The 21,479-nt window shown below is 62.1% G+C and carries 19 protein-coding genes; all 19 read left to right on the top strand.

Going from position 1 to position 21,479, the window contains the following annotated elements:
- The first annotated feature begins 42 nt into the window (after positions 1-42).
- The 19 genes from I5L03_RS11940 to ftsZ all read left to right on the top strand — a co-directional run bounded on the left by I5L03_RS11940 (position 43) and on the right by ftsZ (position 21,412).
- The gene (locus tag I5L03_RS11940; protein ID WP_197922022.1) at positions 43-1,056 is read left to right on the top strand and encodes a cysteine synthase A; all 1,014 of its coding nucleotides are present in this window, start codon (positions 43-45) and stop codon (positions 1,054-1,056) included.
- Positions 1,057-1,073: 17 nt separating this feature from the next.
- The gene (locus I5L03_RS11935) at positions 1,074-1,439 is read left to right on the top strand and encodes a hypothetical protein (protein WP_197922021.1); all 366 of its coding nucleotides are present in this window, start codon (positions 1,074-1,076) and stop codon (positions 1,437-1,439) included.
- On the top strand, positions 1,423-2,292 hold the full coding sequence (locus tag I5L03_RS11930) for an ABC transporter (RefSeq protein ID WP_197922020.1): 870 nt from the start codon (positions 1,423-1,425) through the stop codon (positions 2,290-2,292). Before I5L03_RS11935 ends, I5L03_RS11930 begins: the two co-directional genes overlap by 17 nt.
- A gap of 221 nt (positions 2,293-2,513) precedes the next feature.
- Complete coding sequence (locus I5L03_RS11925) at positions 2,514-3,023, top strand: division/cell wall cluster transcriptional repressor MraZ (RefSeq protein ID WP_197922019.1); 510 nt, start codon at positions 2,514-2,516, stop codon at positions 3,021-3,023.
- Complete coding sequence (rsmH, locus tag I5L03_RS11920; RefSeq protein ID WP_197922018.1) at positions 3,020-3,970, top strand: 16S rRNA (cytosine(1402)-N(4))-methyltransferase RsmH; 951 nt, start codon at positions 3,020-3,022, stop codon at positions 3,968-3,970. Before I5L03_RS11925 ends, rsmH begins: the two co-directional genes overlap by 4 nt.
- Positions 3,967-4,491, top strand: a complete 525-nt coding sequence (locus I5L03_RS11915) for a hypothetical protein (RefSeq protein ID WP_197922017.1) — start codon at positions 3,967-3,969, stop codon at positions 4,489-4,491. The genes rsmH and I5L03_RS11915 overlap by 4 nt, the downstream gene beginning before the upstream one ends.
- A complete protein-coding gene (locus I5L03_RS11910; protein ID WP_197922016.1) occupies positions 4,488-6,251 on the top strand; it encodes a peptidoglycan D,D-transpeptidase FtsI family protein in 1,764 nt (587 codons plus the stop codon). The genes I5L03_RS11915 and I5L03_RS11910 overlap by 4 nt, the downstream gene beginning before the upstream one ends.
- Complete coding sequence (locus I5L03_RS11905) at positions 6,251-7,723, top strand: UDP-N-acetylmuramoyl-L-alanyl-D-glutamate--2,6-diaminopimelate ligase (protein ID WP_197922015.1); 1,473 nt, start codon at positions 6,251-6,253, stop codon at positions 7,721-7,723. Before I5L03_RS11910 ends, I5L03_RS11905 begins: the two co-directional genes overlap by 1 nt.
- Positions 7,720-9,180, top strand: a complete 1,461-nt coding sequence (locus I5L03_RS11900; RefSeq protein WP_197922014.1) for a UDP-N-acetylmuramoyl-tripeptide--D-alanyl-D-alanine ligase — start codon at positions 7,720-7,722, stop codon at positions 9,178-9,180. Before I5L03_RS11905 ends, I5L03_RS11900 begins: the two co-directional genes overlap by 4 nt.
- Positions 9,181-9,192: 12 nt before the next feature.
- A complete protein-coding gene (mraY, locus tag I5L03_RS11895; RefSeq protein ID WP_197922013.1) occupies positions 9,193-10,263 on the top strand; it encodes a phospho-N-acetylmuramoyl-pentapeptide-transferase in 1,071 nt (356 codons plus the stop codon).
- Positions 10,260-11,621 (top strand): UDP-N-acetylmuramoyl-L-alanine--D-glutamate ligase, encoded by a 1,362-nt coding sequence (murD, locus tag I5L03_RS11890; protein WP_197922012.1) that lies wholly within the window; start codon positions 10,260-10,262, stop codon positions 11,619-11,621. The genes mraY and murD overlap by 4 nt, the downstream gene beginning before the upstream one ends.
- The gene (locus I5L03_RS11885; protein ID WP_407647633.1) at positions 11,618-12,850 is read left to right on the top strand and encodes an FtsW/RodA/SpoVE family cell cycle protein; all 1,233 of its coding nucleotides are present in this window, start codon (positions 11,618-11,620) and stop codon (positions 12,848-12,850) included. The genes murD and I5L03_RS11885 overlap by 4 nt, the downstream gene beginning before the upstream one ends.
- Positions 12,847-14,043 (top strand): undecaprenyldiphospho-muramoylpentapeptide beta-N-acetylglucosaminyltransferase, encoded by a 1,197-nt coding sequence (gene murG / locus I5L03_RS11880; RefSeq protein ID WP_197922011.1) that lies wholly within the window; start codon positions 12,847-12,849, stop codon positions 14,041-14,043. The genes I5L03_RS11885 and murG overlap by 4 nt, the downstream gene beginning before the upstream one ends.
- A complete protein-coding gene (murC, locus tag I5L03_RS11875; RefSeq protein WP_197922010.1) occupies positions 14,040-15,476 on the top strand; it encodes a UDP-N-acetylmuramate--L-alanine ligase in 1,437 nt (478 codons plus the stop codon). Before murG ends, murC begins: the two co-directional genes overlap by 4 nt.
- The gene (gene murB, locus I5L03_RS11870; RefSeq protein WP_234035237.1) at positions 15,473-16,438 is read left to right on the top strand and encodes a UDP-N-acetylmuramate dehydrogenase; all 966 of its coding nucleotides are present in this window, start codon (positions 15,473-15,475) and stop codon (positions 16,436-16,438) included. The genes murC and murB overlap by 4 nt, the downstream gene beginning before the upstream one ends.
- The gene (locus tag I5L03_RS11865; RefSeq protein ID WP_197922009.1) at positions 16,408-17,394 is read left to right on the top strand and encodes a D-alanine--D-alanine ligase; all 987 of its coding nucleotides are present in this window, start codon (positions 16,408-16,410) and stop codon (positions 17,392-17,394) included. The genes murB and I5L03_RS11865 overlap by 31 nt, the downstream gene beginning before the upstream one ends.
- Positions 17,394-18,305, top strand: a complete 912-nt coding sequence (locus tag I5L03_RS11860) for a cell division protein FtsQ/DivIB (protein WP_197922008.1) — start codon at positions 17,394-17,396, stop codon at positions 18,303-18,305. Before I5L03_RS11865 ends, I5L03_RS11860 begins: the two co-directional genes overlap by 1 nt.
- The gene (gene ftsA / locus I5L03_RS11855) at positions 18,305-19,600 is read left to right on the top strand and encodes a cell division protein FtsA (protein ID WP_197922007.1); all 1,296 of its coding nucleotides are present in this window, start codon (positions 18,305-18,307) and stop codon (positions 19,598-19,600) included. Before I5L03_RS11860 ends, ftsA begins: the two co-directional genes overlap by 1 nt.
- 108 nt (positions 19,601-19,708) lie before the next feature.
- Positions 19,709-21,412: a cell division protein FtsZ gene (ftsZ, locus tag I5L03_RS11850; RefSeq protein WP_197922006.1), complete on the top strand. Its 1,704-nt coding sequence runs from the start codon at positions 19,709-19,711 to the stop codon at positions 21,410-21,412.
- The last annotated feature ends 67 nt before the right edge of the window (positions 21,413-21,479 follow it).

Raw genomic sequence — 21,479 nt, 5'->3', positions numbered from 1 at the left:
ATCGCGTTGCGCATTGGCGGCGTGAAGCCTAACTCATCTGCCATGATGAACGCACCCGTCCGTACCGATACTCTCAACCTCATCGGCAATACGCCGCTTGTCCTGCTTTCCGGCCCGAGCGAGGCTGCGGGATGCGAAATCTGGGGCAAGTGCGAATTCGCCAATCCGGGCGCATCGGTGAAAGATCGCGCGGCACTCTGGATCGTGCGCGATGCCGAGGCGCGCGGGGAGTTGAAGCCGGGCGGCACCGTCGTCGAAGGCACGGCGGGCAACACCGGCATCGGCATTGCGCTTGTCGCCAATGCGCTCGGCTACAAGACGATCATCGTCATGCCGGACAATCAGTCGCGGGAGAAAATGGACACGCTGCGAGCGCTCGGCGCAGAGCTGGTTACCGTGCCGCCGACCAAATTTGCAGACCCCAATCACTTTGTGCACACCAGCCGCCGCATCGCAGAGGATATGGACAATGCCATCTGGGCCAACCAGTTCGACAATGTCGCCAATCGCCGCGCCCATATCGAAACCACCGCGCCTGAAATCTGGGATCAGCTGGTAGGGCGCGTCGATGGCTTCACATGCGCTGTGGGCACGGGCGGGACGCTTGCGGGCGTGGGTTTGGCGCTGAAGGAAAAGGACGAGAATATCCGCATCGCGCTGACCGATCCGCATGGCGCGGCGCTGTATAATTACTACGCGGAAGGCGAGCTGAAATCCGAAGGTTCGTCGGTCGCAGAGGGCATCGGCCAAGGGCGCATTACCGCCAATCTGGAAGACGCGCCGATCGATACGCAATTCCGCATCTCGGATGAGGAAGGGCTCGACTGGGTCGCTCGGCTGCTACGCGAAGAGGGGCTGTGCCTCGGCCTATCGAGCGGCATCAATGTGGCAGGTGCAGTTGCGCTCGGTCGCCAGCTGGTTTCGGAGGGGCGCGAAACACCGCGGATCGCCACCATCTTGTGCGATAGCGGCTTTCGTTATCTTTCAACGCTCTATAACGCCGACTGGCTGCGTCAGAAGGACTTGCCAGTTTTCGACTGGCTAGGTTCATCTTGACGGGCTAAACTTGGCCCATGGCTTTCGATCCCTACAAAATGATGCGGCAGAGAGAGGCGGATAACGCGCCTTATGTGCCGCTCGGCGGGACGCGTGCAGAGCGCATACAACGGTTGCAAATCGGGCTATTCGGTATTGTCGCCATGGTGCTTCTGATCGGGCTGGCCGATATCGTCATCAGCCGCGCGCAGCAGACCGAGGCGATCACCGTGCCCGACGCTGCGCCCACAGTCGAGCCGACCGAAACGGCCGCGCCGCGCGATCCGCTGTCTGACGCAGGCGTGGTTCCGGAGCTTCCCGCTGAGCCGACGCCGACGAACAGCGCCTCACCATCGCCTCCGCCGACTGAAGATTTGCCGCCTTCCAATGCGCCGCTGCAGTAAACTGCTCGCGTCGCTTGCGCTGGTGCTCAGCGCACCTGCCGCCGCTCAGGAGCCGGTGATGACGCATGTGGATCCTCCGCGTCCCCAGCTTGGCCTGATGGGCACTATCCCGATCTATTGGGGCGAAGCCGATGGCATGGGCGATCTGATACGCGGAGAGGCGCATACGCATTGGGCACGCGATTTGATCGAAGAGCATGCTGAACCGATCCCCCTCGATTATTTGACGCCGGAAGCGCTCGCGCCATTGAATATGCTGCTGATGGCCCAGCCGCGTGGACTGACGGGCGAGGAAAATGTCGCGCTGGACGCATGGGTGCGCGGGGGAGGGCGTTTGCTGCTCTTTGCCGATCCGGTGATGACAGGCCCCAGTCGCTTCCACATCGGCGACAGGCGGCGGCCACAGGATACGATCCTTCTTTCTCCAATTCTTACGCATTGGGGGCTGCGGCTCACTTTGCACGATGGAGACGCAGCCACCCACCACGATCACAGCGCTGAAAATCTGGAGCTGGCAGAGCTCAACGGGCAGCAATTGCCATTCAACGAGCCAGGCGAATTTGCTTTGGTTGAGGATACTGACGACTGCACCCTGCTTTCGGCAGGATTGCTGGCGCGATGTGCGATTGGGGAGGGGGAGGTGCTTGTGATGGCCGATGCGGCGATCATTGATATCGCAGGGCCATATCCAAAGGCGGAAGCTGGTTTTGGCATGCTGCTCCAGACGATTTTTCCCGAATTTGGGGACGGTGCGGGAAATCACGGTGAAAATGCCGAAGGACTGGCGGATTCGCCGGAATTTTCCAGCAATTCCAATTGCCACGCTGATGACGCTAACCATGAATGCGCGTAAATAGACGAGGAAGATTCGTCGTAAAATCAGGTATTTGCGCTGTTCTCCCACAATTTCCCGTAATTTCCCCTTCCATCCCGCGTTAACCCGCGTTATTCCGTGATTCTATCGGACAACAAACCCGTAATGCGCCTCATTCGGAGGCCGTTCGGTCGTGCTTGCGCGCGGCTGGATGCGGGGAAGATTTGTCCGATGGGGAATGAAATTTCGGGGAATGGGACGTGTCGCAGCAGACGGCGGGATATAGAGGAGAGGGCTTTTCGCTTCGCGGCGAAAAGGATCGCTTCGTCCTGCCTCCCATGTTCCGCAAGACATTCGAGGCACTGGGTGATGACCGCGTTCTCTGCGTCACCACGCATCACAAATATCCCTGCCTGACCGCTTTCGGCCATTCGAGCATCGACAAGTTCGAAGACATCCTCAATCGCGAGGAAGATAATGCCGTGCGCCGCGATCTCGATTTTGATCGGGATGAGCGCGAGATGCAGCTTTATTCGCACCACGAAGTGCCCTTCGATGGCAGTGGCCGTTTCATTCTGCCGCCACGCTACTGCAAGGTCGGCGGGATTTCGCACAATATCTGTTTCATCGGCGGCGGCACCTTCATCACTCTGTGGGATCTTGACCGGCTGGGCCAGATGGGCGGCAGCTGGGCGCTGCGGCACGAGCTGTTCGTGGCAGAGGCCGAAGATGCACGCGCCAAGGCCGCGGCAAAGGCGGCGCGCAAATGAGCCAGTCCGCGCCCCATGTCCCCGTCCTGCTCGATGAAGTGATTAAAGCGCTCGACCCGCAGCCCGGCGATGTCATCATCGACGCGACCTTCGGCGCCGGAGGTTACACCCGCGCGATCCTCGAACGCGGTGCGACTGTCCATGCCTTCGATCGCGATCCCGATGCGATCGCTGCTGGGCAAAAATGGCCGGAGACCGAAGGCGATTCCCCCCGCCTGGTCCTGCACCCACGCCGTTTTTCCGAAATGGTCGAAAGCATGGCAGAGGCCGGCATTGCCGAGGTCGATGGCATCGCGATGGATATCGGCGTGTCGTCCATGCAGCTTGACCAGGCCGAGCGCGGCTTTGCCTTCAGCAGCAACGGCCCGCTCGACATGACGATGAGCCAGTCCGGCCCGAATGCTGCCGATTTCGTCAATGAAGCGGATGAGAAAGACATCGCCGACGTGCTCTATCGCTACGGCGAAGAGCGTCAGTCGCGCCGGGTTGCCCGCGCCATTGTGGCAGCGCGTCCACTCACCACCACCGGTGAACTGGCCGAAGTCGTGCGCAAGGCGCTGCGCTATCGCGCCGGCGACAAGAAAGACCCAGCGACCCGCAGTTTCCAGGCCATCCGCATCCATGTGAATGGCGAGCTGGACGAGCTTGAGCAGGGGTTGAGCGCCGCTGAAACGCTGCTGAAAGAAGGCGGTCGGCTCGCAGTCGTCTCTTTTCACTCGCTTGAAGACCGTATCGTGAAGAGCTTCTTCCGCGATGCCGCGAATATGAACCCCCGCGGCTCGCGCCACCTGCCCGAAGCGCGAACAACACCCCTCCCGCGCTTCGGGCAACTGACAAAGGCTATCCGCCCGTCCGCCGCCGAAATCGACCGCAATCCGCGCGCCCGATCCTCCACTTTGCGCGCGGGCACACGCACTGCCGCACCAGCAAGGGAGCACGCCGCATGACCGCACCAAGTCGTATTCGCCGCATTGGCTGGTTTGCTGCGTTGGGGATTTGCCTGGCGCTTTATGCCATGCTGCATATCAAGGTCACGTCCGTCCACGCCGATGTCGTGCGCGCCGAGCAACAGATTGTTCAATTGGAAGAGCAGAAGCTGCTTCTCGAGACCGAATTGCTCACGCGCGCCAATCAGGTGCAATTGGCCGCTTGGAACCGGGTGGACTTCGGCTTTCAGGCACCCGCCGCCGACCAGTTTATCGAGGGGCCGCGCCAGCTCGCATCCTATGGTGCTCCGCCCAGCGTCGATGCGCCTGCGCCCATTCGCCTTGCCGGCATGCGCTCCGTCGAGGATGTGCCCGAATTTCCACAAATCGTCTCCCGGCTCACAGGCCGCCCGATCGATGCGAACCTTCTCGAGGAAGAGGCTGAAGATGATGGCCGTCTTGCCGTTACCGTCGCGCCCGGGCCGCTGCGCATGCCGATCGCGGGTGTGAGCGGCGCAGTTGCGGAGGCGACCATCCGGTGACCAGCTTTGCCGCACCGCACACAATCATTCCTCGTCCTGCGGGGCAGATCGATCACCGCCGCCGCTCTCTGCTGATCGCACGACTGCGCATCCTGCTGGTGGTCGTGGTGTTCGTGCTGGTGGCTGCTGTCGCGCTGCTCAAGCTAGCCTATATCGGCGTTGCTGAGCCCGGCTCGGCGCGGCAGAGCATGGCAGACCAGCTGCTGCCTCCGCGTGGAGAGATCACCGATCGCAACGGTGTGCCGCTGGCGCGCGCTTTCCCGGCGTACGCGCTGTGGTTCAATCCTGACGCGATGAGCGAGGGCGGCGATGGCGGGCCGCCTCTGATCGGCGAACCTGGTGAAATCGCACAGCAACTGCGCGATATATTCCCTGATCTTGATGTGCAGGAAGTCACCGAAATGCTCGCCTCCGGTGAGCGCGGGTACATCCGTCGGCGCATCCTGCCCGAAGATGCCAACCGCGTCCGCGCTCTGGGTGAATTGGCGCTGGAATTGCCGCAGGAAGAAGATCGTCACTATCCACAAGGATCGATGGCGGCGCATGTTCTGGGCTACGTCGGCGCGGATGGCCATGGCCGCGTGGGCATGGAAGAGGTGCTGGACGAACAATTGCTCGATCCCGCTCGCCGCGATCAGTCGGTGGCGCTCAGCATCGATATGCGCGCGCAAGGTGCGCTCGAAGACGAACTCCGCCGTGGCATGCTTTCGGTGAACGCGGTGGGCGCCGCCGGCATCGTGCTGGATGTCGACACGGGCGAGGTGCTCGCGCTTGCGTCGCTGCCCGAATTCGATCCCAATGACGTGCAGTCATCCGATGTGCGAGTGACACAGGAACAACACGATCGCGGCATCACCGCGCCGGCTTTCAACCGCGTCACCAACCAGGTTTACGAGCTTGGTTCGACATTCAAGCCGCTGACCGTGGCTGCAGCAATCGACAGCGGCTCAATAACCAATATTGGTCGCCGCTACAGCGCTACGCCCTATCAGGTGCAGGGTGCAACGATCCGGGATCTCAGCAATTACGGCACCACTCTCAATGCGCCGGAAATGCTGATCCATTCCTCCAACGTTGTGACCGGCCATATCGTTGATGAAATGGGGGCCGACACGCTGCGCCAGTATATGGTGGAGCTCGGCATGAATGAGCGGCCTTACATCGAGCTGCCTGCACGCGGTTTCCCGCTCTGGCAGTCGGGCGAATGGTCTCGCATTCGCGGCGTCACGGTCGGCTACGGTCACGGTATCGCGGTGACCCCGCTGCACCTCGCAAGCGCCTATGCTGCCATGGTGAATGGCGGTATCTGGCGTCCGGCGACGCTCCACCGTCTCGGCCCGGGTGAAGCGCCACGCGGTCGCCGCGTATTCAAGGCCAGCACCAGCGCGCGCATGAACCAGCTGCTGCGGATGATTGCGGTCTATGGCACAGGGCGCAACGCCGATGCTCCGGGCTTCCGCGTGGGCGGCAAGACGGGCAGTGCGGAAAAGCCGGGCGCAGGCGGCTATCGCCAGACCACGCTGGTTTCGACTTTCGCCGCTGCATTCCCGATGGACGATCCGCGCTATGTCGTGATCGTGATGCTGGATGAGCCGCAGGGCACAGTTGCCAGCTCCTATCAGCGTACCGCCGCTTGGAACGCTGCACCGATTGTGGGCCGCTTGGTCCCGCGCATCGGTCCGCAATTGGGCGTCTATCCCGATGCTGATCGCGACATCGACCTGTCCGACCTGCGCCCTCTCGTAGGAGATACCGACTGATGCGTCTTTCCGATCTCGCCAGCGCCGCAGGAACGGACGCAGCCGAAGCCGGTGATACAGCTATCACCGGCTTTGCCATTGATAACCGCAAGGTCGCGCCCGGCAATGTGTTTGGCGCATTTCAGGGCAGCGTAGTAAATGGTGAGGACTTCATTCCCGCCGCGATTTCTGCGGGCGCTATTGCTGTGGTCGCCCGTCCCGAAGCTACGGTCGAGGGCGCGCTGCACATCGCCAGCGACACACCACGCAAGCTTTTCGCAGATCTTGCAGCGCTATATTTCCGCCCCACGCCCGCAACGGTCGTCGCGGTAACCGGCACAAATGGAAAAACGTCTTGCGTCGAAATGACGCGGCAGATCTGGCGCATGTGCGGGGAACGCGCGGCCAGCATCGGGACGCTGGGTGTAACGACGCCGGACGAGAGCGTCTCCACCGGCCTCACCACGCCTGACATCGTAACTTTCCTTGGCAACAATACCGGGCTTGCGCGCGAAGGCGTGACCCATGTCGCCTATGAAGCCTCCAGCCACGGCCTCAGCCAGTATCGCAATGAAGGCCTGCCCGTAAAAGCTGGCGCGTTCACCAATCTCAGCCGTGACCACCTCGATTACCACAAGGACATGGAAGACTACTTCGCGGCCAAGATGAGGCTGTTCACCGAAGTGGTCGATGCAGACGGCGCAGCGGTGATCTGGGCGGACGACGAATGGTCCGAGCGCGCGATTGCCGTCGCAAAGGAGCGCGGTCTGCGAATCTTCACCGTTGGTGAGAAGGGCAAGGATATTCGCCTGACCTCGCGCAGCGCAACGCCGCTGGGACAGGAACTGACGCTCGAGCACGATGGGCAGGAACGGACGTTCCGCCTACCGCTGATTGGGGCCTATCAAGTCGCCAATGCGCTGACCTCTGCGGGCCTTGCCCTCGTGACCGGCAGCGATCCGGCACAGGTCTTCGATGCCGTGTCGCGCCTCCAACCCGTTCGCGGACGGCTGGAGCGCGCCGTCATCAGCCAGAGTGGCGCGCCCGTCTATATCGATTATGCCCACACGCCGGATGCGCTGAGCGCCGCGATTGCTGCGCTCCGTCCGCATGTTACCGGGCGGCTCATCACCGTATTCGGTGCGGGCGGGGACCGGGACCAGGGCAAACGCGCGCCGATGGGTGCTGCTGCTGTGGAAGGTTCGGACCTGGTGATCGTCACCGACGACAATCCGCGCGGAGAGGACCCGGAAACGATAAGGGCCGAGGTCCTCAGCGGAGCAAAGGGTGCACGCGATGTCGCGGGAAGGCGCGCTGCCATCGCGGAAGCTATCGCCGAGGCGGGCCAGGACGATATCGTGCTGGTCGCAGGCAAGGGACACGAACAGGGACAGATCGTGGGATCGGGAGAGAATATGCGGGTTTTGCCGTTCGATGATGTGACCGTCGCGCGCGAATGCGCTGCGGCTATGGCAGCCGGGGGTGATCAGTGAGCGCGCTCGCCAAGACTCTACGCTGGCCGCGCCCTGCGCGCGACGAGCTGCGCCTTGCCCTGTGGACTTCTGCCGAAATCGCCGACGCTACAGGCGGGACCGCTTATGGTGAATTTCAGGTTAGCGGCGTCGAGATGGATAGCCGCGATGTGCAATCGGGGGACCTTTTCATCGCGCTGAAAGGCGAGGCGATGGACGGCCACCGCTTTCTCGATGCGGCATTCACTAACGGAGCGGCTGCGGCCATCGTCGATCGTCCGGTCGATTATCCGCATGTGCTGGTGGAGGACACCACCGGCGCGCTGCACGCTCTCGCGGCAGCAGCGCGCAACCGTGCGAAAGCGCGCATCATCGGGGTGACCGGCTCGGTCGGCAAGACTGGTGTGAAGGAAGCGATTTTCACCGCGCTAGAGCGCACAAGCCGCGGGGCGGCGCATCGGTCGGTGCGCAGCTACAACAATCATGTCGGCGTGCCGCTCAGCCTGTCGCGCATGCCTTCGCGCAGCAAATATGGCGTGTTTGAAATGGGCATGAACCATGCCGAAGAAATTCGCGGACTTACCACGCAGGTGCGCCCGCATGTCGCCGTCATCACTACCATCGCGCCCGCGCATATCGAGAACCTCGGCAGCATGGAGGCGATTGCCGATGCCAAGGCGGAGATCTTCGACGGCCTGGTAGAAGGCGGCACGGCAGTGATCCCGGCAGACAGCCCTCATTTCCAGCAGCTGCGCGATGCGGCGGCCAAGCAGGGCGCAAAAGTCCTTTCTTTCGGTCGCGGTACCAATGCCGACATGCGCCTCCTCGACCACGTGCCGGACGAGGCGACTGGCGGCGCGCTGGTAACGGCAGCGATGGGCAATATCCGCCTATGCTTTACCGTGGCGGAGCCGGGCGAACACTGGATCGACAACTCGCTCTGCGTGATGGCAGCGGTCTATGCGGCAGGCGGCGATCTGGGCGCAGCGGGTCTTGCCCTCGCTGAAATGGGCGGACTGAAGGGCCGGGGAGCGCGCCAGCGGGTGCCGGTTCCCGGCGGCCACGCGCTCATCATCGATGAAAGCTACAACGCCAACCCTGCGAGCATGCGCGCCACGCTGGCGCAGCTTGGGCAAACGCCCGCTTCGCGCCGGATTGCGGTACTCGGCAGCATGAAGGAACTGGGCGATTTCGGCCCGCAATTCCACGCCAATCTTGCCGAGCCGCTTGCAGATGCGAATGTCGATTACGCAATTCTCGTTGGCGCCGAGATGGCGGCCCTCGCACGGGAAATGGGGAAACTGCCCCGCGATACGCTTGGCAATCCCTTCCGCTTTGCCCATTGCGAAAATGCGGGCGAAGCTATCGCGGCGCTACAGGAATTCGGCCTTGCCGGCGGGGACGCCGTCCTGGTCAAGGGATCGAACTCTGTAGGGTTATCGCGCGTGGTCGATCATTTTGCCGCGAGGAAAGGCTGACGCCCGTAACCTATGTTCTATTTTCTGGCCGAACTTCTGAATTTTGAGGGCGCGCTGAACCTCGTTCGTTACCAGACCTTCCGCGCTGGTGCGGCGATGATGACGGCGCTTATCATCGGCCTGATTATCGGGCCCAAATTCATCAACATGCTGCGCGTGCGGCAGGGCAAGGGCCAGCCGATCCGCAGCGATGGGCCGCAGTCGCATCTCGCCAAGGTGGGCACGCCGACCATGGGCGGCCTGATGATCCTGATCGCCCTGACGATCGCGATGCTGCTGTGGATGGACCTTTCCAGCCCCTTCGTATGGGCTTGCCTCGCGGTGACGATAGGTTTCGGCCTGATCGGCTTCCTCGACGATTACGACAAGGTGACCAAGCGCAGCCACAAAGGCGTTTCGGGTAAGGTCCGGCTGTTTGCTGAATTTATCGTCGCCGGCATCGCCAGCTATTTGATCGTCAGCCAGATCAGCACCGATCTCTACATTCCTTTTTTCTCTGAAGTGCAGATACCGCTCGGCCCGTTCTATTACGTGTTCGCCGCCGTGGTAATCGTGGGCGCAGGCAATGCGGTAAATTTGACCGACGGGCTGGACGGTCTTGCCACCATGCCGGTGGTGATTGCAGCGGGTGCTTTCCTCATCATCTGCTACCTCGTAGGCCGCGTCGACTTTTCGGAATATCTGGGCATTCCGCATGTGCCGGGCGCGGGTGAGTTGGCGATTTTGTGCGCTGCCATCATGGGAGCAGGGCTTGCCTTTCTGTGGTTCAATGCACCCCCAGCCGCGGTCTTCATGGGCGATACCGGATCGCTTGCCCTGGGCGGCGCGCTGGGCGCGATTGCCGTTGCCAGCCATCATGAGATCGTACTCGCCATTATCGGCGGTCTTTTCGTCCTCGAAGCGGTGAGCGTGATCGTGCAGGTCTTTTGGTTCAAGCGGACCGGCAAGCGCATTTTCCGCATGGCCCCCATCCACCACCATTTCGAACAGCTCGGCTGGAGCGAAAGCAAGGTCGTGATCCGGTTCTGGATTATCGCCATCGTGCTCGCCGTGATCGGGCTCGCGACATTGAAGGTGCGATGATCACTGCAGAAGCCTTTCGCGGCAAACGCTATCACGTGCTGGGACTGGCGCGATCGGGCATGGCCACGGTCGAAAGCCTGCTGGCGAGCGGCGCCGACGTCACCGTTTGGGATCGCCGCGCGGAGCCGAAGCGGCAGTTGGAAGGCCGCGCGAAAATCGGCGATCCGCTTGAGATCGATCTCACTGGCTTTGATGCAATCGTGGTTTCACCAGGTGTGCCGCTCAATACCCACCCGCTTCGTGAGCGGGCGAAAGCTGCGGGTGTGCCGATCATCGGCGATATCGAGCTCTTCGCGCTCGCCCGGTCCGAACTGCCGCCGCACAAGGTCGTCGGCATCACCGGCACCAATGGCAAATCGACCACGACTGCGCTGGTCCACCACATCCTCAAGACTGCGGGCGTCCCAACAACGATGGGCGGCAATATCGGCTTGCCGATTCTCACCCAGGAGCCTTTGCCCGAAGGCGGCGTCTATGTGCTGGAGCTGTCGAGCTACCAGATCGATTTGACCCGCTCGCTCGCCTGTGAAGCGGCTGCGCTGCTCAATATTACGCCTGATCATCTCGACCGCTATGATGGCTTTGCCGATTATGCTTTCGCCAAGGGGCGGCTGTTCACGATGCAGGGCAGCGGCCAATTCGCGGTGTTCGGCTGTGCCGATGCGCCGACGCGGGCGATCCAGTCTGCCGAAGCCGAGCGGCGACTCGAAGGCCAGGCGCGCTGCGTCGACCCGTCGCGCTGGGCCGATCAGCAAGATAACTGGCCGAGCCTTCAGGGCCCGCACAATCTGCAGAACGCGGCAATTGCTGCACAATTATGCACCACGATGGGCTTGAATTCAGAGCAGATTGAAGAGGGCCTTCGCAGCTTCCCCGGTCTGCCCCACCGTATGGAACGGGTCGCGATTTGCGACGAAGTTCTGTTCGTGAACGATTCCAAGGCGACCAATCCTGCGTCCACCGCGCCCGCGCTTGCGGCCTTTCCGCCGGAGGGCGAGCAAAAGCGCATCCACTGGATCTGCGGTGGTCTCGCGAAGGAAGACAATCTCGATGATTGCGCGCCTTTCTTCAGCCATGTCGCCCGGGCTTACACCATCGGTGAAGCGGGCCCGATGTTCGCCGATCTGCTGGAAGGCCAGATGCCGGTCCACCGCTGCGAAATGCTGCCGGAGGCGGTACGCCGCGCGGTCGAGAACGCGCGCGCCAATGATGTGGTGATGCTGAGCCCTGCCTGTGCGAGCTTCGACCAGTTCCGCGATTACGAAGTGCGCGGCGAAATGTTCAAAGAAGCCGTTGCCGAAATCGCTTGCGGGGGCGACCGCGAAGCCTGCGGGCTGGAAGGAGGATCGGTCGCATGACGACACGCCCCATCTTTATTCCCCGCCCGGGTGAGCGTCGGCCGAGCCTCTCTGGCCAGCCGCGCATGAAGACCGATTGGAAGCGCGAGCTTCGCATCTGGTGGCGCGAGGTCGATCGCTGGCTGCTGTTTTTTGTTGCATTGCTGATGCTGGTCGGCACGCTCGCGGTCGCTGCGGCCTCTCCGGCAAGTGCAAATCGCCTTTCCACGGCAGAAACGCAGCTGCCCGATCTTTATTTCTTCTGGGCACATATCCGCATGCAAGTGCTTGGCCTGTGCGTGCTGATCGGAACCTCGCTCATGCCCCTCAAATTGCTGCGGCGCGGCGCAATCGCGCTCGGCTGCGCAATGCTGTTTGCCATGGTGCTGGTTCCCTTCGTGGGCACGGAAATCAACGGCGCGCGGCGCTGGCTGAATGTCGGGATGAGCCTGCAGCCGAGCGAATTCCTAAAGCCCGCCTTTGCCATCATGCTCGCGTGGATCCTCAGCTGGAAGCTTCGCGACGACAAGCTTCCCGTCATCGGCGTCTCGGGCGCTCTGGTGGGATTGATCGTCGTCCTTCTGATGGCGCAGCCCAACCTAGGCGGCGCGATACTGTTTGTCGGCACATGGTTTGTCATGGTGATGCTGGCGGGCCTTCCGCTCCAGCGGATCGGCATGCTGACCGCAGCAGGCGTTGCCGGGATGATCGCGGCCTATCTGTTCTACGACAATGCGCGCCACCGCATCGACGCCTTCCTTGGCGGGCCGACGGCGTTCGACCACGTGGACCTCGCCAGCCGCACGCTCAACTCTGGCGGGTGGACCGGCAGTGGCTTCTGGCTGGGCGATAATAAAATGCGTCTGCCCGAAGCGCATACGGACTATATCTTTTCCGTCATTGGCGAGGAGTTCGGACTGATCGTCTGCGGTATCGTCGTGCTGCTGTACCTCGCCATTGTGCTGCGCGTGCTGATCCGCATGGTCGAAGAAGACCGGCTGTTCATCATTCTTGCCGCGAGCGGCCTGACGGCGATGTTCGGCGGACAGGCGTTCATCAATATCCTCGTCAATCTGCAGCTCTTTCCCTCCAAGGGCATGACGCTGCCGCTGATCAGCTATGGCGGGTCATCGACGCTCGCAATCTGCTTCACCGTGGGACTGCTGCTGGCGGTGACTCGCCGCAATCCCTATCTCGCGCGAGAACCCTTCGACTGGAAGGGTTCGATTGAGAAAGAGGGTGACACATGACGGCATCATCGCGTCATTTCGTATTGGCAGCAGGCGGCACTGGCGGGCATCTGACGCCCGCTTTCGCGCTGGCGCATAAGCTGGAGCGGCGTGGTCACCATGTTGCGCTGATCACTGATGAGCGCGGCGCGGCAATTCCCGGCAAGCCCGATTTTCTGACCGCCCATGTTCTGCCCGCGGGCCGCTTCGGCAAAAATCCGCTGCGCTGGCCCAAGGCGATCGCGGCCGTGCAAAAGGGCAAGGCGATGTCCCGTCGCCTGTTCGAAAGCTTCGGCCCCAGCGCGGTGATCGGCTTTGGCGGATATCCCGCCATGCCTGCCCTGTTCGGGGCGCAGGCGATGAACATTCCCACGGTTATTCACGAGCAGAACGCCGTGCTTGGCCGCGTCAATCGCCTGATGGCGGGCCGGGTGGATGCCATTGCAACCGCCTATCCAGAAGTTGACCGGTTGAAAGACAAGCACGCAGACAAGGTCCACCTTGTCGGCAATCCGGTACGTCCGGGCGTGCTTTCTCTGCGCGAAGAGCCGTTTCCCGCCTTTACCGAAGACGGCCTATTCCGCGTGCTGGTCACCGGCGGCAGCCAGGGTGCGCGGGTGCTTTCCGAAGTTGTGCCCGATGGCCTATCCATGCTCCCCACCGCGCTTCGCAGCCGATTGCAGGTGACGCAACAATGCCGTCCTGAAGATCTGGAGGCCGTGCGCGAGCGCTATGCCAATCACGGCATTCCGGCAGAGCTTGCGACCTATTTCGAGGACATGGCAGCGACGCTGGCAGATGCGCATCTCTTCATCGGCCGCGCGGGGGCATCGACCATTGCCGAACTCACCGCAGTCGGTCGGCCCGCAATACTGGTCCCGTTGCCCATCGCGACAGACGATCACCAGGCCGCCAACACGCGCGAAATCGTGAGGGCGGGCGGTGCACGCTCAATTCGTCAGACTAAGTTCGAAGCGAAAGAACTCGCCAAGCAGATCCAAGCCATGGCGCAGCGGCCAGATACGCTCGCAACAGCAGCCCATGCCGCGTGGAATTGCGGCAGGCCCAAGGCTGCCAGCGATTTGGCCGATCTCGTCGAAGGCTTCGGCGGCGCAGACATGATGGATGTGATCCGCGTGGGTGAAAACAATGCGCGCGGCGCATCGCAGGGTGTCGAAGCTGGTCAAGGTGCGGCACGGGAGCGCCCTGAATGAAAGCAGTCAGCACCGATATCGGGACTATCCACTTCGTCGGCATCGGCGGCATCGGCATGTCCGGCATTGCCGAAGTGATGCACAATCTTGGTTACACAGTGCAGGGCAGTGATCTCAATGAAAGCCCGCGGGTCGAGGCCCTCCGCGAGGCCGGTATCATGGTTCATATCGGGCACGATGCGTCGAACTTAGGTGACGCTGCCGTGGTGGTGACCTCTACCGCCGTAAAGCGTACCAATCCCGAAGTTGCCGCTGCGCTCGAAAACCGCGTCCCCGTCGTGCGCCGCGCAGAAATGCTTGCAGAGCTGATGCGCCTTAAACAGACGGTCGCGGTCGCCGGGACGCATGGCAAGACGACCACGACAAGCATGGTCGCGGCCTTGCTCGATGCAGGCGGCGTCGACCCGACCGTCATCAACGGCGGCATCATCGAAAGCTACGGTTCCAACGCGCGGCTGGGTGATAGCGACTGGATGGTCGTCGAAGCCGACGAAAGCGATGGCAGCTTCCTGCGCCTCGATGGCACAATCGCTGTCGTCACCAATATCGATCCCGAGCATCTCGATCATTACGGCAGTTTCGATGCGGTGAAGGATGCTTTCGTCCAGTTCATCGAGAATGTGCCGTTCTACGGGGCTGCAGTGCTGTGCCTCGATCACGATGAAGTGCGCAATGTCATCGCCAAGGTCCGTGACAGGCGGGTGATTACATACGGTTTCTCCGCCCATGCCGATGTCCGGGCGGAAAATGTCCAGCCCGATGGCGGCGTAACGCGCTTCGATGTCGTGCAGACCGATCGAGATGGCGGTGAAACCCGCATTGAGAATATTGAACTTCCCATGCCCGGCCGCCACAACGTACAGAATGCCTGTGCGGCAATCGCGGTGGCGCTGGAAATGGGCTGCGCGCCCGATGCCATCCGTGATGGCTTTTCTCGCTTCGGCGGGGTGAAGCGCCGCTTCAGCCATGTCGGCGATATCGCGCTAGAGGGCGGCAGAACCGCTCGCGTGATTGACGATTATGCGCATCACCCGGTGGAAATCCGCGCAGTGCTTTCCGCAGCCAAGGATGCTGCAACGGGCCGCGTGATCGCAGTCGCCCAGCCGCATCGCTACACGCGCCTGCGCGATTTGCTGGAGGATTTCCAAGGCGCCTTCGCCGATGCAGACCTGATTTACGCAGCGCCCGTCTACCCGGCAGGCGAAGAGCCTATTCCCGGCGTTGACGAACACATGCTCGTTTCCGGCCTCAAAGCGCGGGGCCATCGCCATGCGGAAGCTGTGGATGGCCCTACCGATCTTGCGGAAAAACTGAATGCGGTGCTTGCGCCCGGCGACATGGTGGTGTGCCTCGGTGCAGGCGACATCACCAAATGGGCAGCAGGCCTTGCCACCGCTGTCGCCAATTTCCGGGCCGGAGGAGACGGCGAATGAGCAATGGGTTGCAGATGGGTGAGAACCGCTGGGTCGGCGGCGCGCCGGGTGGAGCGGAGGAGCCGGGCGGTAGCGGCATCGTGCCCAACCAAGTTCTGGGCGATCTGAAGAAAAATGCGCCGCTCGCCAAGCTCGTCTGGTTCAAGAGCGGCGGCACGGCTGACTGGCTGTTCGAACCTGCCAATCTTGAAGACCTCACCAATTTTCTCTCCGCGCTGGAGCCCGGCACGCCGGTGATGGCGCTGGGCCTGGGGTCCAATCTTATCATTCGCGATGGCGGAGTGCCGGGTGTGGTCGTGCGGTTGGGCAAGCCGTTTTCGACCGTCGAGGTAAAGCGCGACAATGTGATCGAATGCGGCGGCGGTGCGCCGGGCATTCTGGTTGCCTCTGCCGCGCGCGATGCAGGGATTGCAGGGCTGGAATTCCTGCGCGGTATTCCCGGCACTGTCGGTGGTTTCGTGCGCATGAACGGCGGAGCATATGGGCGCGAAGTGGCCGATATCCTTGTCGATTGCGATGTGGTCATGCCCAATGGCGCTTTCCTGACCTTGCCCGTCGGCGATCTCGAATACAGCTATCGCCACTCGCGCCTGACCGATGGCACGATCGTAGTGGCTGCGCGCTTCAAAGGCGAACCCGGCGACCCTGAGGTAATCGGCGCGGAAATGGACCGCATCGCCGAAGAGCGCGAGAATTCGCAGCCGCTGCGCACCAAGACCGGTGGATCGACTTTTAAGAACCCTCCGGGCACCAGTGCATGGAAGCTCGTAGACGAAGCCGGATGCCGCGGTCTCAAAATGGGCGGAGCACAGGTGAGCGAGAAACACACCAATTTCCTGATCAATACCGGCGATGCGACAAGCTCTGAAATTGAAGGGCTCGGCGAAGAAGTCCGCCGCCGTGTGAGCGAGAAAACGGGCGTGGCGCTCGAATGGGAAATCAAGCGGGTGGGGCGGCCGTGAGCTTGCTTTCCCCCCTCCACATCCTCGTCCTGATGGGCGGCTGGGCGAATGAGCGCGAGGTTTCGCTCATGTCCGGCAATGGTGTGGCCGATGCGCTGGAGAGCGCAGGGCACCGCGTCACCCGGCTGGACATGGACCGCGATGTTGCCGCGAAGATCCGCGAAGCTGCGCCCGATGCGGTTTTCAACGCGCTACATGGCGTCCCGGGAGAGGACGGCACGGTGCAGGGCATGCTCGATCTGATGGGTATTCCTTATACCCATTCAGGCCTCGCGACCTCGGTTGTCGCAATCGACAAGGAATTGACGAAGCAGGCGCTTGTTCCACACGGCATTCCGATGCCCGGCGGGCGGATCGTCCAATCGGATGACCTGTATGAAAGCGATCCTATCGCGCGGCCCTATGTCCTGAAGCCGGTGAATGAGGGCTCGTCAGTCGGCGTCGCTATCGTCACAGAGGATAGTCCTTACGGCAATCCGATTGCGCGCGATGCGAAGGGGCCGTGGCAGGATTTCGAAAGCCTGCTGGCAGAGCCATACATTCGCGGGCGCGAGCTGACGACGGCTGTGATCGATACGGCGGACGGTGTGCAATCACTCGGCGTGACCGAGCTGATCATCGATACTGGCTTTTATGATTTCGAGCATAAATATACCGACGGAAAGACGACTCACGTTTTCCCCGCCGACATTCCGGACAACATCGCCGCCCTGTGCCGCCGCTATGCCGAACGCGCGCATAAGGTGCTTGGATGCCACGGCACCAGCCGCACCGATTTCCGCTGGGATGATAGCCAAGGCGAGGACGGTTTGTTCGTGCTGGAAACCAACACCCAGCCGGGCATGACCCCGCTCAGCCTCGTGCCGGAGCAGGCCTCGCATTGTGACATAGACTATCCGACCTTGTGCGAGATGATCGTCGAGGACGCGCTGCGGCGTGCCGGGAAGCTTTCCTGATGGCACGCACGGTCACCCGGAAAGCGAAAGGCGTCAGGCGGCAGGCGCGCGCGCAGGGCACCAGCCGCAAGGTCCGCTCGGCACGCAGCAAGGGCCAGTCGATTATCGGCCGCGCGCTTTCCATGCTGCCGTTTACCGAAGAGCAGCTCCACAAGGCTTTCACCGTGATGATCCTCGGCGGCGCGCTCGCCGCAGCGATTTTCATCGCGAATATTTCCGGGGCCACTGCTGTCGCGTCGGACCGTATCGCGCATATTGCGTCGAACGCCGGCTATGAAGTGCAGCATATCCAACCCAACGGTATCGAGCGGATGAATGTGCAGACAGTGTATGAGCGCGCTCTCAGCCAGCAGAACCTCGCCATGACACGTGTTGATCTCGCCGGTCTTCGCGAGGACCTGGTCGAGCTGCCTTGGGTGCGCGATGCCCGCGTCTCGCGCCAATTGCCCGATACTCTGGTGATCGACATCATCGAGAGGGAGCCGCATGCCGTCCTCCAGCGGCCCGACCGGCTGATGCTGATTGACGATACGGGTGTCGAGCTGGAGCCGATCGGCCGCTCCGCCGCTTCGGAATATCTTCTTATCGCAGGACCCGGCGCGCAGGACCGTGTGGAAGACCTGACCGCACTTCTCGATTCCGCGCCCGCGCTGCAAAGCCAGATCAAAGCCGCCGAATGGATCGGCAATCGCCGCTGGGACCTGACTTTCGTCACCGATCAGGAACTGGCTCTACCCGAAGGTGAAGACCGCGCGGCAGCGGCCTTGATCAGTTTTGCTCAGGCCGACGGCGTGCACCGCCTGATCGGCGGGCAGGCAGCAAGTTTCGACATGCGCAATGCGCCGCGCATGTACATGAATATACCGGGGCGTTCGGAGCAGCAGGAATTGGCCATGGAGGGGGATAGCTGATGGCAGGGCAGCAGCACGTCGCGCGGATAATCGGTGCGATCAACATCGGCAGTTTCCGCATTTCCGCGATCATCGCGGCGATTACCGAGAATGGAGAGATGCAGGTGTTGGGCAGCGGCCACCGCGCCAGCCAGGGCATCAACCGCGGCTATGTTGTCGATATGGCGGCAGCAACCTATGCCGTGCGCGATGCGCTGGAGCGAGCAGAGAAACTCGCCGGGACGAGCGTCGATGCAGTGTGGATCGGCTGCTCGGGTGCAGGCCTGCAAAGCGAAATCCGCCCGATAGAACTCGGCATTGGCGGCCGCCGGATCGAGGAAGAAGATATCGAGGCGCTGCTGATGGCCGCGCGCGACACAATCCAGCCCGATGGCCGCAGCGTCCTCCATGCGCAGCCTGCCTGTTATTTCCTCGATGGCGCACATGGCGTCGCCAATCCGAAAGATTTGCATGCAGAGCGGCTGGGGGTCGATGTCCATGTGATGCTCGCCGATGGCGCGCCCATTCGCAATGTCAGGGAGGCGGTCCAGAACGCGCATCTCGATGTGGAAGGGATCGTCGCGTCTCCGCTCGCCACGGGATATGCATGTCTCACCGCTGAGGAGCGTGACTTAGGTGTCGCCATGGTCGAATTCGGCGGCGAAGTGACGAATGTCTCTGTCTACGCAGGCGGCATGCTGGTTGGCCTTGCCGCCATTCCGCGCGGTTCGAACGATATCACCGATGCCATCGCAAGTGCCTTCTCGATCCGCCGCTTCCAGGCCGAGCGCCTCAAATGCGTGAACGGATCGGCTATTGCCAGCCCGCATGATCACCGCGAAATGATTTCGGTCACCGCTCCGGGCGAAGAAGGGCGCGGCCCTGTCGCGCGCGGCGCAGATGATCGCAATCAGGTACCGCGGGCAGAACTTATCGCCGTCATCACTGGCGAGCTTGACCAGTTGATGCGTGAAGTCGGCAATGCGCTCGATTCCATGGGCTTTACTGGCGGCAAGAGCGGATCGAGCGCGCGGCAGGTGGTCCTGACCGGCGGCGGCGCCGAACTTGCTGGCCTCGCCGACTATGCACAAAGCGTGCTCGGCGTGCCCGCCCGGATCGGAAAGCCCGTTGCCCTGCGCGGTTTGCCAGAGGCGCATTCCGCGCCCGGTTTTGCAACGCTTGCAGGCCTTGTGCTCTATGCGGCGGAGGATCCGGTAGACATTCGCTCCATCGGTTCACGCTTCACCCAAACCAGCTCTTTCGGCCCCGTGGCAACGCTGATGCGTGTATGGGGCGCGATGAAAGAGTATTTTTGATACTATGCACAGCTGTGGAAACAATTCAGTGCCTTCTCTGCCTGAGAATCGCTTTGTGGCAAGGTCGCATCCAAAGGAAATCAAACCTCTCCCTGGGGGAATTTTAAGATGAGCATTAATATCGGCCCGCCTTCTGTAGAAGAACTGCGCCCGCGCATTACCGTAATCGGTGTGGGCGGTGCGGGCGGCAACGCCATCGCCAACATGATCGAGTCTGAAATCGAAGGCGTCGATTTCATCGTTGCGAACACCGATGCGCAGGCGCTCAATACAGCGACGGCAGAACATCGGATCCAGCTTGGCCCGGACATCACGCAGGGCCTTGGCGCTGGTTCACGCCCGGAAGTCGGCCGTGCCGCGGCTGAGGAAACGACCGAAGAAATCGAGCGTGCACTCGATGGCGTCAACATGGTCTTCATCGCAGCCGGCATGGGCGGCGGCACCGGTACGGGTGCAGCGCCCGTCATCGCCCAGGTGGCGCGTGACAAGGGCATCCTTACCGTCGGCGTGGTGACCAAGCCTTTCCTCTTCGAAGGCACGCGCCGCATGCGCAGTGCCGAAAGCGGGATCGAGGAACTGCAGAAGAATGTCGACACGCTGATCGTCATTCCGAACCAGAACCTGTTCCTCGTTGCCAAGGCGGAAACGACCTTCAAGGAAGCTTTCCTGCTGGCCGACGAAGTGCTGCAGCAGGGCGTGCGCTCCATCACTGATCTGATGGTGATGCCGGGTCTCATCAATCTCGACTTTGCCGATGTCCGCTCCGTCATGGGCGAAATGGGCAAGGCGATGATGGGCACGGGCGAAGGCGAGGGCGACAATCGCGCTCTCGAAGCTGCCGAACGCGCCATTGCCAATCCGCTGCTCGACGGTGTGTCGATGCAGGGCGCGAAGGGCGTCATCATTTCCATCATCGGCGGCGAGGACATGAAGCTGCTCGAAGTGGATGAGGCTGCAAACCACATTCGCGAGCTTGTCGATCCCGAAGCCAACATCATCTGGGGCAGCGCCTTCAATCCGGAGCTGGACGGCAAGATCCGCGTCTCGGTGGTGGCAACGGGAATTGAGCAGAGCGCCGATGGTGCTATGGAGCCTTCACGGTCCGTCGATCTTTCTGCTTCGCGCGGCCCTGGGCGCCCGGCGATCCCCATTCCCTCCGACACGTCAATGGACGAGGAAGAGGACGATACGCTCGATCTCGGTGCGATGGATGAGCCGGAAGAGGAGCCTGCCGCGCCTGAACCTGCTTCTATCCCCACTCCCGCGGATGACACCAATTTCGGAGCCTCGGAGCCGGAAGGGTTCGGAGCCGACGAGGATAAAGGCGACGATATGCTCGACCTGACGGCTGACTCCGAAGAACCCGCCGAGCCGGATATGCCGACCGGGATGGGTGAGGGCGACGCGGCCGGAGATGGTGATGATGCCGGTGAAACGGGCGAAAACAGCGACGATGGCGAAGGCGACGAACTTCTCCTCGATGCGACGCGCCTCGCCGAGGCGGATGAAGACATCGACCCTGCGCCGACGGGCGGCCGCCGCGCGCGCATGCTGGGCGGTGGTGCTGCGCAGGGCGAAGGCGAAGGCGGCGTAAGATCTGACGATGCTGGCGATGCTTCTACCGACGGCGCTCCCGCTCCGGCAGCAGACAATCCGCCGCCTTCTGGCGGAGGCAGTACGCTGTTCGAACGCATGGCCAACTTGTCGCGTCAGGGCTCATCGAGCGAAGATGAGGAAGATGACGACGAGGATGACGATAGCGGCAGCGCCATGCGCATCCCGCGCTTCCTCGGCCGGCAGAACAATCAGTAAACTCGCCCTTGGATCGGCCCGATATCGGCACGGATGATCGTACCGACGGCTCGACACACGCACTTCG

The sequence above is a fragment of the Aurantiacibacter sediminis genome (assembly GCF_016019885.1).
GTDB classification, from domain to species: Bacteria; Pseudomonadota; Alphaproteobacteria; order Sphingomonadales; family Sphingomonadaceae; genus Alteraurantiacibacter; species Alteraurantiacibacter sediminis.
The sequence above is the reverse complement of the archived record's forward strand: the minus strand, read 5'-3'. Positions and strand labels throughout refer to the sequence as shown.

Coding starts and splice junctions, on each gene's coding strand:
- I5L03_RS11865 (WP_197922009.1), top strand. CDS start 16,408: ATGGGAAATCAAGCGGGTGGGGCGGCCGTGAGCTTGCTTTCCCCCCTC.
- I5L03_RS11885 (WP_407647633.1), top strand. CDS start 11,618: ATGACGACACGCCCCATCTTTATTCCCCGCCCGGGTGAGCGTCGGCCG.
- I5L03_RS11860 (WP_197922008.1), top strand. CDS start 17,394: ATGGCACGCACGGTCACCCGGAAAGCGAAAGGCGTCAGGCGGCAGGCG.
- I5L03_RS11905 (WP_197922015.1), top strand. CDS start 6,251: ATGCGTCTTTCCGATCTCGCCAGCGCCGCAGGAACGGACGCAGCCGAA.
- murC (WP_197922010.1), top strand. CDS start 14,040: ATGAAAGCAGTCAGCACCGATATCGGGACTATCCACTTCGTCGGCATC.
- ftsZ (WP_197922006.1), top strand. CDS start 19,709: ATGAGCATTAATATCGGCCCGCCTTCTGTAGAAGAACTGCGCCCGCGC.
- murD (WP_197922012.1), top strand. CDS start 10,260: ATGATCACTGCAGAAGCCTTTCGCGGCAAACGCTATCACGTGCTGGGA.
- murB (WP_234035237.1), top strand. CDS start 15,473: ATGAGCAATGGGTTGCAGATGGGTGAGAACCGCTGGGTCGGCGGCGCG.
- I5L03_RS11915 (WP_197922017.1), top strand. CDS start 3,967: ATGACCGCACCAAGTCGTATTCGCCGCATTGGCTGGTTTGCTGCGTTG.
- I5L03_RS11940 (WP_197922022.1), top strand. CDS start 43: ATGATGAACGCACCCGTCCGTACCGATACTCTCAACCTCATCGGCAAT.
- I5L03_RS11935 (WP_197922021.1), top strand. CDS start 1,074: ATGGCTTTCGATCCCTACAAAATGATGCGGCAGAGAGAGGCGGATAAC.
- mraY (WP_197922013.1), top strand. CDS start 9,193: ATGTTCTATTTTCTGGCCGAACTTCTGAATTTTGAGGGCGCGCTGAAC.
- murG (WP_197922011.1), top strand. CDS start 12,847: ATGACGGCATCATCGCGTCATTTCGTATTGGCAGCAGGCGGCACTGGC.
- I5L03_RS11930 (WP_197922020.1), top strand. CDS start 1,423: ATGCGCCGCTGCAGTAAACTGCTCGCGTCGCTTGCGCTGGTGCTCAGC.
- rsmH (WP_197922018.1), top strand. CDS start 3,020: ATGAGCCAGTCCGCGCCCCATGTCCCCGTCCTGCTCGATGAAGTGATT.
- ftsA (WP_197922007.1), top strand. CDS start 18,305: ATGGCAGGGCAGCAGCACGTCGCGCGGATAATCGGTGCGATCAACATC.